The organism is Aeromicrobium sp. (assembly GCF_025965075.1).
In the GTDB taxonomy this organism is placed as follows: domain Bacteria; phylum Actinomycetota; class Actinomycetes; order Propionibacteriales; family Nocardioidaceae; genus Aeromicrobium.
On record NZ_JAOPXQ010000139.1, the window covers coordinates 1 to 12446 of the forward strand.

General features: G+C 71.9%; 11 protein-coding genes. 2 read left to right on the forward strand and 9 right to left on the reverse strand.

What is annotated here, in order from left to right; all coding sequences use genetic code 11:
• The 8 genes from mmuM to JWQ91_RS08720 all read right to left on the reverse strand — a co-directional run.
• The coding region (gene mmuM, locus JWQ91_RS08685) for a homocysteine S-methyltransferase (protein WP_297782517.1) at positions 1-776 on the reverse strand (776 nt) is incomplete at its 3' end.
• Between the two features lie 36 nt (positions 777-812).
• Positions 813-1661, reverse strand: a complete 849-nt coding sequence (locus JWQ91_RS08690; protein WP_297782519.1) for an alpha/beta hydrolase — start codon at positions 1659-1661, stop codon at positions 813-815.
• A 160-nt stretch (positions 1662-1821) separates the two neighbouring features.
• On the reverse strand, positions 1822-2640 hold the full coding sequence (locus JWQ91_RS08695; RefSeq protein ID WP_297782523.1) for an NAD-dependent epimerase/dehydratase family protein: 819 nt from the start codon (positions 2638-2640) through the stop codon (positions 1822-1824).
• A gap of 14 nt (positions 2641-2654) precedes the next feature.
• Complete coding sequence (locus JWQ91_RS08700) at positions 2655-3422, reverse strand: SCO1664 family protein (RefSeq protein ID WP_297782526.1); 768 nt, start codon at positions 3420-3422, stop codon at positions 2655-2657.
• On the reverse strand, positions 3419-3979 hold the full coding sequence (locus tag JWQ91_RS08705; RefSeq protein ID WP_297782528.1) for a DUF3090 domain-containing protein: 561 nt from the start codon (positions 3977-3979) through the stop codon (positions 3419-3421). The genes JWQ91_RS08700 and JWQ91_RS08705 overlap by 4 nt, the downstream gene beginning before the upstream one ends.
• 10 nt (positions 3980-3989) lie before the next feature.
• Positions 3990-4697, reverse strand: coding sequence for a histidine phosphatase family protein (locus JWQ91_RS08710; RefSeq protein ID WP_297782530.1), 708 nt, complete (start codon positions 4695-4697; stop codon positions 3990-3992).
• 10 nt (positions 4698-4707) lie between these two features.
• Positions 4708-5790: an alkene reductase gene (locus tag JWQ91_RS08715; RefSeq protein WP_297782532.1), complete on the reverse strand. Its 1083-nt coding sequence runs from the start codon at positions 5788-5790 to the stop codon at positions 4708-4710.
• 162 nt (positions 5791-5952) lie between these two features.
• On the reverse strand, positions 5953-7380 hold the full coding sequence (locus JWQ91_RS08720) for a serine/threonine-protein kinase (RefSeq protein ID WP_297782534.1): 1428 nt from the start codon (positions 7378-7380) through the stop codon (positions 5953-5955).
• A gap of 104 nt (positions 7381-7484) precedes the next feature.
• Between JWQ91_RS08720 and JWQ91_RS08725 the strand changes: the two genes are divergently transcribed.
• Both JWQ91_RS08725 and katG read left to right on the forward strand, forming a co-directional pair.
• On the forward strand, positions 7485-7925 hold the full coding sequence (locus tag JWQ91_RS08725; RefSeq protein ID WP_297782536.1) for a Fur family transcriptional regulator: 441 nt from the start codon (positions 7485-7487) through the stop codon (positions 7923-7925).
• A 31-nt stretch (positions 7926-7956) separates the two neighbouring features.
• On the forward strand, positions 7957-10221 hold the full coding sequence (katG, locus tag JWQ91_RS08730) for a catalase/peroxidase HPI (protein WP_297782538.1): 2265 nt from the start codon (positions 7957-7959) through the stop codon (positions 10219-10221).
• A 63-nt stretch (positions 10222-10284) separates the two neighbouring features.
• Here katG and JWQ91_RS08735 read toward each other — a convergent pair.
• Positions 10285-12446, reverse strand: a 2162-nt coding sequence (locus JWQ91_RS08735) for an excinuclease ABC subunit UvrA (RefSeq protein ID WP_297782540.1), incomplete at its 5' end; no start/stop codon positions are given.

Here is a 12446-nt window from a genome sequence, read left to right on the forward strand (position 1 = left end):
TGGGTCTCGCTGTCCCACGCCCGTCCTTGGTTGGGATAGGCGACGCCCGCGTCGATTCCCGCCGACCGGACCGCCGTCAGGGCGCCGAGCACCTCGCCCGGTGCCGAGCAGTTGACGCCCGCGGCCACGATGGAGCGGCTGCCGGCCACGACGGCGAACGCCTCCTCGAGCGGCTGACCGGCCCGGGTCCGGCCCTCGGCCACGGCATAGGAGAACCATGCGTCCATCCCCAGGTCGTCCAGCAGCGGGACGAGGATCTCGGCCTCGCGGACGTCGGGAACCGTCTCGACGGCGAGGACGTCTGGCTCCGCCGCGGCCAGCACGTCGAGCCGGCGGGCGTGGAAGTCCCGCAGCGTGGCGGTCGAGACGTCATAGCCGCCCCGGTACTCCGACCCGTCGGCCAGGGTCGCCCCGTACGGCCCGACCGACGCCGCGACCCACCCGGCGGCGTGCTCGTCCCGAGCCCGGCGCGCCAGCGTGATGCTCCGGCGGACGAGGTCCGCGGCCTCCGTGCGGGTCATCCCCAGTGCCTCGAACCCCTCGACGCTGGCCTGGTAGCTCGCCGTCGTCGCGACCTGAGCGCCGGCGGCGAAGTACGTCCGGTGCGCCGCGACGACGCGCTCGGGGGAGTCCCGGAGCGCGGCGGCGGTCCAGAGGTCGGACGACAGATCGCACCCCAGGTCCGCCAGGACGGTCGACAGCCCGCCGTCCAGCACGACGACCTCATGGGTCAGGGTCCGCCGCAACGACTCGGGAGGAGGGGGATGCGCTGTCATGTGTCCGTTCTACAGCGTCCCCCGGGGCGCGCGGGGTCAGCTGGCGAGGAAGTCGAGCAGGAGGTTGTTGACCTCGTCGGCGTGCGTCCAGAGCATGCCGTGGGGAGCGCCCTCGATCTCGACGTAGGTCGCCTGGGGCAGCGCCTTGCTGAACTCGCGGCCCGTCGAGTCGATCGGCAGGATGTTGTCGCTGGTCCCGTGCACGATCAGCGCGGGGACGTCGATCCGGGGGATGTCGGCCCGGAAGTCGGTGAGCCACGACGGGACGACCGCGGAGGCGGCGTACCACGACGCGCCGACGGCGGTGTTCCAGTTGGCGCGGACGACGGCCTCGCTGACCCGCTTGCCGAGGTTCTCGTCGAGGTTGTAGAAGTCGTGGTAGAAGGTGTCGAACCAGCTGAAGCGATCGGCCGCGGCGGTCGCCTTGATCCCGTTGAAGACCTCCGCCGGCACCCCGGCCGGGTTGTCCTCGGTCTGCAGCAGGAACGGCTCGAGCGACGCGAGGAACGCCGCCTTGGCGACCCGCCCGGTGCCGTAGATCCCGATGTAACGTCCGACCTCGCCGGTGCCCATCGAGAAGCCGACCAGCACGACGTCCGTGAGGTCGAGGGCCTCGAGCACGGCGTTCAGGTCGGCGGCGAAGGTGTCGTAGTCGTAGCCCGTGGTGGGCTGGCTCGAGCGGCCGAAGCCGCGACGGTCGTACGTGACGACGCGGTAGCCGGCCTTGAGCAGGGCGATGATCTGCTTCTCCCACGAGCGCCCGTCGAGCGGGTAGCCGTGGATCAGCACGACGGTCTGGCCGGTGCCCTCCGCGAGGGGTGCGTAGTCCTCGACGAAGACCTGGATGTCCTGGCCCTCCGCCTGGCCGACGGTGACGAACGACATGATGAAGCCTCTCTGTCCTGGGGAGGGCGACGAAGGCGTCGCCCAGCTCGATTCAAACAGGACGCGCCGGCCGACGGGAGCGCTGAAGACCGCAGCATGGGCGGCCGGGAACAGGTGTGCGGCAACCCGCACGACCCGGCTCGAGGCCTTGACCCGTGGGTCAGGCCTCGGCGTAGCCCTCGCGGTACGTCGGGTGCTCCGGCACCCAGCCGCTCGCGCGCAGGAGCGCGTTCGACAGCCGCTTGCCGTGTCCCTGCGCGGGATCCGCGGCCGGCGGGGCCGGGGCGTCGAGCCGCGGCGCGAGGTGTGCCGCGACGTCCCCGAGCTGGCACGGCTCGTCGTCGGTGCCGACGTAGAGCGGCCCGGGCTGCCCGTCCCGCGTCAGCAGGTGGACCACCGCGGCCGCCGCGTCGCTGCGATGGATGCGGTTGGTCCAGCGGTGCGGATCGGTGACCCCGCCGGTGCGGACCTGGTCGACGAGCCGGGCGCCGCCGCGTCCGTACAGTCCCGAGAGGCGCAGCACCGTGCCGCCGGGCACCCGGTCGGCGAACAGCCGCTCCGCCGCCAGCAGCATCCGGGCGGGGCCGTCGGACGGGCGCGGGACCGTCGTCTCGTCGATCAGCCGCTCGGGACCGATGTCGCCGTAGACCGCGGTCGACGAGACGAGGACCGCCCGGCGCGGCACCTGGCCGGCGGCCTCGAGCGCGTCCAGCGCGCGGCGGAGCCCGTCGACGTACGTCGCGCGGTACGACTCCTCGGTCCGCGGGCGGGCCGTGAGGGCCACCACGAGCTGGGTCAGCGCGAGCGGGGGCAGCGCGGGGGGCTCGCGGGTCAGGTCGGCCGCGAGCCCGTGCAGCGGCGCCGGCACGAGCTCGGCCCGCCGGCGGATCGCGAGGACGTCGTGCCCGCGAGCGGAGAGGCGGCCGCCGATGTCGGCACCGAGGTCGCCGCAGCCGACGAGCAGGACGTCCGGGGTCATGGGTCCGAGGGTAGTCAGAACGGCGGCCACGGGATCGCCGGCATGTCGCCGCGGGGCGCGGGGAACCGGCCCTCGCGCAGCAGCCGGTCGCAGCGGGCGGCGAGCGCCGCGAGCTCGCGCCCCGTCAGCAGGGGCGACAACGCCTCGCCCAGGTCGGCGGCCAGCGCTGCCCTGACCCGCTCGACGCCGGCCCGCTCCTCGGGGTCGAGGTCCTCGCCGAGCCAGCCCCACAGGACCGTCCGGAGCTTGTGCTCGGCGTGGAACGTCAGCCCGTGGTCGATCCCGTGCCGGTGGCCGCCGGCCATCTCCAGGACGTGCCCGCCCTTGCGGTCGGCGTTGTTGGTGACGATGTCGAACACCGCCATCCGGCGCAGCTCGGGGGTGTCCTCGTGGATCAGCGAGACCGGCCGGTCCTGACCGTCGTAGCCCTCGAAGACATGACGCCAGCCGTGCTCGGGCATGTCGCCGGAGTGCACGAGGTCGACGGCGTCCTGCTCGGGATCGACGTCCTGCCACAGCTGGACCATGCCGATCCCCATCGGACCGTCGCGCAGCCACGTGCGGGGGACGACGTCCCAGCCGAGCACCTCCGAGACGAGGTACGCCGCGACCTCCCGATCGGCGAGGTGGCCGTCGGGGAAGTCCCACAGCGGCTTCTCGCCGGCGACGGGCTTGTAGACGACCGTGACGTCGCCGATCGTCCCGACGAAGGTCGCGTTGGACGCCGGCATGATCCGGCCCGACAGCTCCAGGTCGCCGTCGACGAGGTCCCCGACCGTCACCGGAACCCGTCGGGCAGCTCGCAGATGTGCTCGTCGGCGTCCATCGGCAGCCGGCACAGGGGGCAGATCGGGCGCCCGGCGCCGACGACCTCCCGGGTCCGCTTCGAGAAGGCGCGGGCCGTCCCCACCGGGATCCGGACCACGAGGACCTCGGCGGGCTCGATCTCATCGAGGTCCAGCACCTCGAGCTCGTCCTCGGACACCTCGATGATGGGGAAGGCCTCGATGATGATCTGGGCCGTCATCGGGTCCCAGCCCAGGCTCATCGCACCGGCCCTGAACAGCTCGTCGACGGGTTGCTCGAGCGGGTCGTTGTCGACCAAGCCCTCGGGGGTGATGGCCGGGACGCTGAACGGGTTGCCCTCGTCGGACATGAGCTCGTCGAGGACCTCCTCGATCTTCTGGGCGAGGGCGGCGGACTGCTCCTTCTCCAACGAGACGCTGACGAGCTGCTTGCCGCTGCGGACCTGCAGGAAGAACGTGCGCGACCCCGGCTCCCCGACGGTGCCGACGACGAAACGGTCGGGCCAGTCGAATCCGTGGACGAGGGGAGGCATGGGATCCATGTTAGGAGCGGGCCGGATCGGGCGTCTCGTGGCCCGCCCCGCCGCCGATCACGGCATCGTCGTCGGCGGGCTTCGTGGCCAGCCAGGACAGGTCGCCGGCATCGGTGTTGGTCGCGACGACGTCGGGTCGCGACGCGCCGTAGCGGATGATCGAGATCGACGCCGGGTTGACGTGGATGCGCTGGAACAGGTCGAGGTGCATCCCGAGGGCGTCGGCGAGGATCGACTTGATGATGTCGCCGTGGCTCACGGCGGCCCACACGGCACCGGGCCCGTGCTCGGCCTCGAACTCCGCATCGCGGCGGCGCACCGCCGCGACGGCGCGGGCCTGCATCGTGGGCATCGACTCACCCCCGGGGAACACCACGGCCGACGGCTGCCGCTGCACGACGGACCACAGGTCCTCCTTGGCCAGCTCGGAGATCGTCCGCCCCTGCCAGTCGCCGTAGTCGCACTCCGTGATGCCCTTGTCGATCAGCCGCACGGGTGAGCCGGGCTGCCGGTCGAGGATCGTCCGGGCCGTCTGGCGGCACCGCTCCAGCGGGCTGGAGACGACGCCGACCAGCGGCACCGGACCGAGTCGTTCCGCGGTCCGGGCCGCCTGGTCCCGGCCGACCTCGTCGAGGCTGACGCCGGCGGTCCGGCCGGCGAGGATCCCGCCGGCGTTCGCGGTCGTCCGGCCGTGCCGCACGAGGATGAGGGTCGCCATGGGCCGAAGCCTAGGCCGTCGCCTCGTGGAGCGTCGGGTAGTCGGTGTAGCCCTCGGCGCCACCGCCGTAGAACGTGGCACCGTCGGGCTCGTTGAGTGCGGCGCCCGTGCTCCACCGGACCGCGAGGTCCGGGTTCGCGAGGTAGGGCCGGCCCACCGCGACGAGATCGGCCAGGCCGCCGTCGACGAGCTCCTCGACCTCCGCCAGGTCCGTGACGGTGGAGAAGCCGGTGTTGGCGATGAAGATGCCGCCGAAGCGGGCCCGCAGGTCCTTGACGAGCTCGGTCCGCGGGTCGGCCAGGACGCTGAGGTACGCCAGCCCGAGCGGCGCGAGGTGGTCGACCAGGTGGCCGTACGTCGCGGCGACGTCGGCCGGGTCCTTCTCGTCGGCGCCCTGGATGTTGTGTGCGGGTGAGATGCGGATCCCGACCCGGTCGGCGCCGATCGCGTCGACGACGGCCGCCGTGACCTCGAGGGTCAGCCGTGCCCGGTTCTCGGGAGAGCCGCCGTACTGGTCCGTGCGCTCGTTCGACGACGGCGCGAGGAACTGGTGGAGGAGGTAGCCGTTGGCCGAGTGGATCTCGACGCCGTCCAGGCCGGCCTCGATGGCGCACCGGGCGGCGTGCACGAAGTCCTCGACGATGCCGGGGATCTCGTCGGTCTCCAGCGCGCGGGGGACGACGTGGTCGACCTTGCCCTCGGCGGTGACCATCGTGCCAGGAGCCTGCAGCGCGCTCGGCGCGACGGTCTCGAGGCCGTGCTTGTTGTCGGGGTGCGCGATGCGGCCCACGTGCATGAGCTGCACGACGATGCGACCACCCTCGGCGTGGACGGCGTCGGCGACCTTGCGCCAGCCCTCGACCTGCTCGGGGGAGTGGATGCCGGGGGTGTCGAGGTAGCCCTGGCCGACGGCGCTGGGCTGGGTGCCCTCGGTGATGACGAGGCCGGCACCGGCGCGCTGTGCGTAATAGGTCACCGCGAGGTCGCGGGGCACCTGCTGCTCACCGGCACGGTTGCGGGTGAGGGGGGCCATGACGAACCGCTGCGGAAGATCCCAGGTGCCGACCTTGATCGGCGTGAAGACATCAGACATCGAATGCTCCTGAACGTTGCGGAGGCGCCGCCGATGGACGAGCGCCTGTCTGGTTCAACGACGTTCGTGCAGCGCCATTCCGCGTTCGGCGTGTGAGGAACCTAACGGCGTCTCGGCGTGCGGGCCGCGCGGGGTGTGCGGGGTGTGCGGGGTGGGTCGCGGTCAGACCGTCCCGGCGACGAGGAAGCTGTCGCCGGTGGGCTCGAGCCGCAGGGTCACGTCCTCGGTGATGCGGTCGCCCTTGTAGTCGTAGGAGTAGGTGTAGGAGACCGTCATCTGGTCCGGATCGCCCTGCACCGTCTGCACGTCGAGGTCCTTGACCTTGCCCCAGAACCCCTTGTAGCCCCTGAAGCCGCCACTGTCGTCCTGGTAGCCGGGCGTCAGGAGCGCGAAGCCGTCCTTCGGGTCGTTGCTCGCCGCCGTCAGGTAGTCGCTGGCGAATCCCTCGAGCTCGGCGGACGTCGGCGCGGCCTGGCCGTCCGTGGTCGGCGTCGGGTCCGGGCTCTGCGACGCGCTGGCGGAGGTCTGGCCCGTGCTGGGCTCGGCTGCCGACGGAGTGGTCGGTGCGGGGTCGCCGTCGCGGGTCAGCGCGATCAGCAGGACGACCGCCATGATCGCCACGACGCCGCCGCCGGCGACCCAGAGGCGGCGGTTGCGACCGCTGTCGCGGTGGGTGCGGGGAGGCGGCAGGTCCGCCGGTGGGAGGGGCGGTGCCGCGAGGGTCGGCGGGTCGGCCGGCTCGAGCGGCGCGAAGGCGACGGTTCCTTCGCCGGCCGTGGCCACGGCACCCGCGACCACTGGCACCGGGACGGCGTCGCTCACGGCACGCTCGATGTCGGCCATCGTCGGCCGCGCCTCGGGATCGAGCTGCATCATCGCCTCGACGAGCGGGGCGAGTGCTCCGCCACCGGCCAGGCGTGGGGGCTCCTCGTTGACGATCCGGTACATCCCGCCGAGCACGTTGTCACCGATGTCGTACGGCGCGTGGCCGGCCAGGGCGTGGAACATCGCGGTGCCGAGCGACCAGACGTCGCTGGCGGACGTCGCGTTGCGGCCCATCGCAACCTCCGGGGAGAGGTACGCCGGGGATCCGGTGACCAGACCCGTCTGGGTCAGGGCGGCATCTGCCTGCGCCCGGGCCACGCCGAAGTCGGAGAGCTTGGCGGTCCCGTCGGAGGTCAGCAGGATGTTGGACGGCTTGACGTCTCGGTGCACGATCCCGTGCTCGTGGGCCGCCGCGAGCGCGCCCGCGATCTGCCGGAGGACGGGGGCCAGCTCCTCGGGCGCGAGGGCGCCTCGCTCCGCGACGAGGGCGGCGAGGGTCGGGCCGTCGACGTGCTCCATCACGAGCCACTGGTGGCCGCCGTCGTCGACGAGGTCGAAGACCGCGACGACGTTCTGGTGGTTGACCCGGGCCGCGAGGTGGGCCTCCCGCTCGGCCCGGTCGAGGTCGGGCGCCACGGACCCGTGGGTCATGCCGATCTGCTTGATCGCGACGGTGCGACTCAGGACCGTGTCGCGGCCGAGCCATACCGCGCCCATGCCGCCACGACCGATCTCGTGGTCGAGCTCATACCTGTCCGCGAGCATCGCAGCACCTTTCTCCCGTCCCCAAACTAGGGGGTGCCCCGAAGTCCCGCCTCTCCTCCGCGTGTTGTCTTGACTCATTCAAGAAAATGGGGGAGGCTTCAGAGGTGTCCGCCACCAGTACGTACGAGCAGCAGCTGCGCTCGGCCGACCTGCGCGTGACCCGGCCCCGGATCGCGGTGCTGACCGCGGTCCACGACCACCCGCACGCCGACACCGACTCGATCCTCGGCGCCGTGCGTGCCGATCTCGGCGAGGTCTCCCACCAGGCGGTCTACGACGTCCTCAAGGCGCTCACGACCGCCGGCCTGGTGCGGCGCATCCAGCCGTCCGGGTCGGTGGCCCGCTACGAGTCCCGGATCGGCGACAACCACCACCACGTCGTTTGTCGCTCGTGCGGCGCCATCGCCGACGTCGACTGCGCCGTCGGCGGCGCCCCGTGCCTGACCCCGTCGGATCACCACGGCTTCTCGATCGACGAGGCCGAGGTCATCTACTGGGGCACCTGCTCCGAGTGCACGACCGCGTCTGCCAGCTCCACCCACTGACCGCCAGCTCGACCCCTTCGGAAGGAATCCCATGAACGACAGCCAAACCCCCGAGAGCCCTCAGGGCGTCGACCGCAAGGCCGAGGCCGGATGCCCCGTGATGCAGGACTCCGCAGCCGCGCACGGCAGCGAGAGCGAGAACCCGGCGATCGACTCGCCCACGGTCAAGAGCGGCCGTCCGCACGGCAACAAGGACTGGTGGCCCAACCAGGTCGACCTGTCGGTGCTGCACGCGCACTCGTCCAAGGGCAACCCGCTCGGCCCCGACTTCGTCTACGCCGAGGAGTTCAAGAAGCTCGACCTCGCCCAGCTGCGGCGTGACGTCGTCGAGGTCCTCAACACCTCGCAGGACTGGTGGCCGGCCGACTTCGGCCACTACGGCGGACTGTTCGTCCGGCTGAGCTGGCACGCTTCCGGCACCTACCGCATCTACGACGGTCGCGGCGGCGCCGGCGAGGGCAACCAGCGGTTCGCCCCGCTCAACAGCTGGCCCGACAACGCCAACCTCGACAAGGCCCGCCGCCTGCTGTGGCCGGTCAAGCAGAAGCACGGCCAGAAGATCTCCTGGGCCGACCTGCTGGTCTTCGCCGGCACCGTCGCCCTCGAGGACATGGGCTTCACGACGTTCGGCTTCGCGTTCGGCCGTGAGGACGTCTGGGAGCCCGAGGAGATCATCTGGGGCCCCGAGGACACCTGGCTGGGCGATGAGCGCTACAGCGGCGAGCGGGAGCTCGAGGAAGCCCTCGGCGCGGTCCAGATGGGCCTGATCTACGTCAACCCCGAGGGTCCCAACGGCAACCCCGACCCGCTGGCGTCGGCCCGCGACATCCGCGACACGTTCGCGCGCATGGCGATGAACGACGAGGAGACCGTCGCGCTGATCGCCGGCGGTCACACGTTCGGCAAGACCCACGGCGCCGGCGACGCCGACCTGGTCGGCCCCGAGCCCGAGGCCGCCCCGCTCGAGGAGCAGGGCCTGGGTTGGAAGAGCGAGTACGGCAGCGGCAAGGGCGCCGACACGATCTCGTCGGGCCTCGAGGTCACCTGGACCTCGACGCCGACCCGGTGGAGCAACGACTTCTTCACGTTCCTGTTCAAGTACGACTGGGAGCTCACCAAGAGCCCCGCGGGCGCCTTCCAGTGGGTCGCCAAGGACGCCGAGGACATCGTCCCCGGCCCGGCCGCGGACTCCCCGAAGCGCAAGCCGACGATGCTCACGAGCGACCTGGCCCTGCGCTTCGACCCCGCGTACGAGAAGATTTCGCGCCGGTTCCTGGAGAACCCCAACGAGTTCGCGATCGCGTTCGGCAAGGCCTGGTACAAGCTGCTGCACCGCGACATGGGCCCGGTCGACCGCTACCTCGGTCCCTGGGTGCCGGAGCCGCAGCTGTGGCAGGACCCCGTCCCGGCCAACGAGGGTGAGCTCGTCGGTGACGCCGACGTCGCGTCGCTGAAGGCCAAGGTCCTCGAGTCCGGTCTCTCGGTCTCCGAGCTGGTCGGCACGGCGTGGGCCTCGGCCGCGACGTTCCGCTCGACCGACAAGCGCGGTGGCGCCAACGGCGCGCGCATCCGCCTGGAGCCGCAGCGCAGCTGGGCGGTCAACCAGCCCGAGCAGCTCGCGACGGTCCTCGACAAGCTCGAGGGCATCCGGTCGGAGTTCAACGCCGCGGGCGGCGCGCAGGTGTCGCTGGCCGACCTGATCGTCCTGGCGGGCAACGCCGCGGTCGAGAAGGCCGCGAAGGACGCCGGCGTCGAGGTCACGGTGCCGTTCCACGCGGGCCGTGGCGACGCCACGCAGGAGCAGACCGACGTCGACTCGTTCCGCGTCCTCGAGCCGCGGGCCGACGGCTTCCGCAACTACCTGCGGTCCGGCGACAAGCTGCAGCCCGAGACCCAGCTGGTCGAGCGGGCGTACATGCTCGACCTGACGGCGCCCGAGATGACGGTGCTGGTCGGTGGTCTCCGCGCCCTCGGCGGCAACGTCGACGGTGTCGAGCACGGCGTCCTCACGGATCGTCCGGGCGTCCTGACCAACGACTTCTTCGCCAACCTCCTCGCGCCCGGCGCGCGGTGGAAGACGTCGGAGTCGCAGGAGAACGTCTACGAGATCCGCGACGCCTCGACCGACGAGCTGAAGTGGACCGCCACCGCGGTCGACCTCGTGTTCGGCTCGAACTCGCAGCTGCGCGCGATCTCCGAGGTCTATGCGTCCGCCGACGCGCGCGACAAGTTCGTCACGGACTTCGTCGCCGCCTGGACCAAGGTCATGGAGCTCGACCGCTTCGACCTGGCCTGATCCGTCCGCCCGAAGGGCCCCGTCCCGGCAGCGATGCCGGGGCGGGGCCCTTCGTCGTTCGGGTCAACCCGCGACGCGCTCCAGTGAGCGACGGAGGTAGGGGCCCGTGATGCTCGACGAGTCGTCGAGGAGGTCGGCGGGCGTGCCGGTCGCCACGACCGTGCCGCCCTGGTCCCCGCCGCCGGGTCCCAGCTCGATGACCCAGTCCGCCGCCGCGACGACCTGCATGTCGTGCTCGACCGTGACGACGGTGTCGCCGGTCTCGGTGAGGCGGCCGAGGACACGCACGAGGTCGCGCACGTTGACGGGGTGCAGGCCTCCGGTGGGCTCGTCGAGCACGAAGAGCGTGCTGCCGCGGCGAGGGCGCTGCAGCTCGGTGGCGAGCTTGATCCGCTGGGCCTCACCGCCCGACAGCTCGGTCGCCGGCTGGCCGAGGGTCAGGTAGCCCAGGCCCACGTCGAGCAGCGTCGTGAGCGAGCGGAGGATCCCCGGCACGTCCGCGAAGAACTCCGAGGCCTCCTGCACCGTCATCGCAAGCACCTGGCCGACGTCCTTGCCGCGGTGCTTCACCTCGAGGGTCTCGGGGTTGTAGCGCGAGCCGTGGCACGTCGGGCACGGCGAGTAGCTCGTCGGGAGGAACACCAGCTCGATGCTGATGAATCCCTCGCCCTGGCACGTGGGGCACCGGCCCTCGTCGACGTTGAACGAGAACCGGCCGGCGGCCCAGCCGCGCTCCTTGGCCTCGGGGGTCGCGGCGAAGATGCGACGGACGGCGTCGAACAGGCCGGTGTACGTCGCGAGGTTGGAGCGCGGGGACCGGCCGATCGGACGTTGGTCGATCGACACGATCCGCTGCGGGTCGTCCGAGCCCTCGTTGTCGGCCTCGATGCGCTCGGTCATGGCCGTCAGCAGCGAGGACTTGCCGGAGCCGGACACCCCCGTCACGACCGTCATGACGCCCATCGGCAGGCGCACCGCGACGTCGTCGAGGTTGTGCAGCGTCAGGTGGTCGAGCCGGCGCCACCCCGACGGCTCGGCGGCGACCAGGGCGGCCGGCGCGTCGGTCGGGAACATGAACTCGGCGGTCGACGAGCCGGCGACGTCCGCGAGGGCCGCGGGCGGACCGCTGTGCACGACGTGCCCGCCCAGGACGCCGGCACTGGGACCGACGTCGACGACCCAGTCCGCGTTGCGGGCGATCGCCAGGTCGTGCTCGACGACGAACAGCGAGTTGCCGTTCGCGACGAGCCCGCGCAGCGCGGCGTACAACGCCTCGGAGTCGGCGGGGTGCAGCCCGGCGGAGGGCTCGTCCAGGACGTAGACGACGCCGAACAGACCCGAGCGCAGCTGACCGGCGAGGCGTACGCGCTGGAGCTCACCGGGGGACAGCGCCGTGCTCGAGCGGTCCATCGACAGGTAGCCGAGGCCGAGGGAGATGATCGCCTCGACCCGGGCACCGAAGTCCTTGACCAGCGAGCGGGCGGCGCTCGACGCCGAGGCGCCGTGCCGGTCGGTGCCGCGGGCCTGCTCGTCCAGGCCCGACGCGAGCAACGCGCACACCTCCGACAGGGGCATCGCGGCCATCTCGGCGATGTCGACCCCGGAGAACGTCACGGCGAGCGCCGCCGGCCGCAGGCGCTTGCCGTGGCACGTCGGGCAGGGCCCCTCGGCGAGGAACGCCTCGAGCTTCTCGCGCTGCGTGGGTGACTGGGTCTTGGCGAGGTTGCGCATGAGGAACTTCTGCGCCGACGACCAGTGACCGTGGTAGGCGCTGGCCTCGCCCTGCTTGTTGCCCTGCAGCAGCATCCGCGGCTCCTCGTCGGTGAACAGGAGCCAGTCGCGGTCGGCCTGTGGGAGCGTCTTCCACGGGGCGTGGATGTCCATGCCGAGCTTCGTGACCATCCGCCGCACGTTGAGGCCGACCCACGCACGGTTGGCCCACACGCCGATCGCGCCCTCGTCGATCGAGAGGGTCGGATCGGGGACCATGAGGGCCTCGGTCGTACTGCGGGCGACGCCGCTGCCGTGGCACGTGGGGCAGGCGCCGATCGCGGTGTTGGGCGAGAACGCCGAGGCGGGCAGGTGCTCGGCGTCGGGGGGATAGGTGCCGGCCCGGCTGTAGAGCAGGCGCAGGACGTCCGACAGCGAGCTCAACGTGCCGAGCGACGACCGGGAGCTCGCCGCGCCGCGGGCCTGCTGCAGGGCCACGGCGGGCGGCAGCCCCT

What these genes read in the sequence shown, in the direction of transcription:
- JWQ91_RS08715 (WP_297782532.1), bottom strand. Translation starts at nt 5,790, where the DNA reads ATGTCTGATGTCTTCACGCCGATCAAGGTCGGCACCTGGGATCTTCCG.
- katG (WP_297782538.1), top strand. Translation starts at nt 7,957, where the DNA reads ATGAACGACAGCCAAACCCCCGAGAGCCCTCAGGGCGTCGACCGCAAG.
- JWQ91_RS08690 (WP_297782519.1), bottom strand. Translation starts at nt 1,661, where the DNA reads ATGTCGTTCGTCACCGTCGGCCAGGCGGAGGGCCAGGACATCCAGGTC.
- JWQ91_RS08695 (WP_297782523.1), bottom strand. Translation starts at nt 2,640, where the DNA reads ATGACCCCGGACGTCCTGCTCGTCGGCTGCGGCGACCTCGGTGCCGAC.
- JWQ91_RS08705 (WP_297782528.1), bottom strand. Translation starts at nt 3,979, where the DNA reads ATGCCTCCCCTCGTCCACGGATTCGACTGGCCCGACCGTTTCGTCGTC.
- JWQ91_RS08720 (WP_297782534.1), bottom strand. Translation starts at nt 7,380, where the DNA reads ATGCTCGCGGACAGGTATGAGCTCGACCACGAGATCGGTCGTGGCGGC.
- JWQ91_RS08710 (WP_297782530.1), bottom strand. Translation starts at nt 4,697, where the DNA reads ATGGCGACCCTCATCCTCGTGCGGCACGGCCGGACGACCGCGAACGCC.